Source organism: Clostridium acidisoli DSM 12555, assembly GCF_900176305.1.
GTDB classification, from domain to species: domain Bacteria; phylum Bacillota; class Clostridia; order Clostridiales; family Clostridiaceae; genus Clostridium_I; species Clostridium_I acidisoli.
The window spans coordinates 1-1,647 of record NZ_FWXH01000058.1; the positions used below are offsets into that span (position 1 = coordinate 1).

Genomic DNA, 1,647 nt, shown 5'->3' on the forward strand with positions numbered 1-1,647 from the left:
ATAGGTTTAAATAATAAGGTATTATACTCATTAGATTTTTCAGGAATACTCATAGATAAAAAGTTAAATATAGATATAAGGTACAATGATAAGGAGTATAATGATGAAACAATTAAAGCATTAATTAATGATTATAAAGATAATCTTACGAAAATTATTAAACATTGCATGGGTAAGGATAAAACGGAAAAAACAGCAGCAGATATAACAAAAGAAAATATAAGATTGCAGGAGTTGAGTCCATATCTAAAAGATATAGACAACATCAAAAACATATATCCTTTGACACCAATGCAAGAAGGAATGCTATATCATACACTTGCTGACGATAAGCCCGAATTATACAATGAACAATTAGCAATAAAAATAAAGGGACAATTAGATATAGAGTTATTAAAGCAGAGTTTCAATAGGTTAGTACAAAGGCATGATGTATTAAGAACCACTTTTGACTACGAAAATTTTAATAAGAATATGCAAATTGTATTTAGAGAGAGAACAAGTTATGTTGAATATAAGGATGTAAGCAAAGAAAAATTTGATAAAGAGCTTTATATTAAAAACATAATGAGCGAGAATAGAAAAAAGGGTTTTAACTTAAGTAAAAATGCACTTATAAAATTAATGGTAGTTAAAATTGAAAGAAATACATATAGCTTAATACTTAACAATCATCATATTATAATGGACGGTTGGTGTTTAAATATAATAATGATGGAATTATTTAAGGTATATAATGAGTTAAAATACGGCTATAAAGCAGCCCTCAAAGATGTAGTGCCATATTCAGAGTATATAGAATGGCTTAATAATAGAGATGAGAAAGCAGCAAAAGAATATTGGAAAAACTATCTTTTAGATTATAATGAAGCAACACTATTACCATTTAAAAATAATAAAGTTAAAGGCGAATATAAGGATAACCAAGTTGATTTTGTAATAGAAGAAGATGTAACTAAAAAGCTTCAAACAATAGCTAGAAATAATAAGATTACAATTAATACAATATTGCAGAGTATATGGTCTATATTGCTTCAAAAATATAATAACAGCAGTGATTCTGTATTTGGATATGTAGTATCGGGAAGAAATCCTGAAGTTAAAGGTATAGAAAATATGATTGGTCTATTTATAAATACTGTGCCTTTAAGAGTTAAAACAAAGGAAGATATGACTTTTAAGGAACTGTTAGCTAATGTAAATAAATCATTTATAGAGAGTAGCAAATACGACTTCTATCCTTTAGCAGATATACAAGCACTAAGTGAAATCGGCGAAAAATTGATAAACAATATAATGATATTTGAAAATTATCCGGTTGATAGTGAAGGTATAAATAATGAAATTTTAACTAAGAATGATTTACAAATAATTGGTTTCAAATCTGAAGAACAAACTAATTATAATTTTAACGTGATAGTATCTTATCAAGATAATATTTCAATAAAATTTAATTTTAATGAATCGTTATATTCAGAGAATAATGTAATAAAAATCAAAGAGCATTTTGAAAATTTAGTAAAGCAAATCATAGAAAATGAAGAAGTGCTAGTTAATGATATAGAAATAATAAATGAAGAAGAAAAGCACAGATTATTAGTAGAATTTAATGATACAAAGGCAGATTACCCAAGGAATAAAACGATA

Annotated in this window: 1 protein-coding gene; it reads left to right on the forward strand. The window is 26.0% G+C overall.

Going from position 1 to position 1,647, the window contains the following annotated elements; all coding sequences use genetic code 11:
• Positions 1–1,647, forward strand: a 1,647-nt coding sequence (locus B8978_RS19330) for a condensation domain-containing protein (protein ID WP_242950603.1), incomplete at both ends; no start/stop codon positions are given.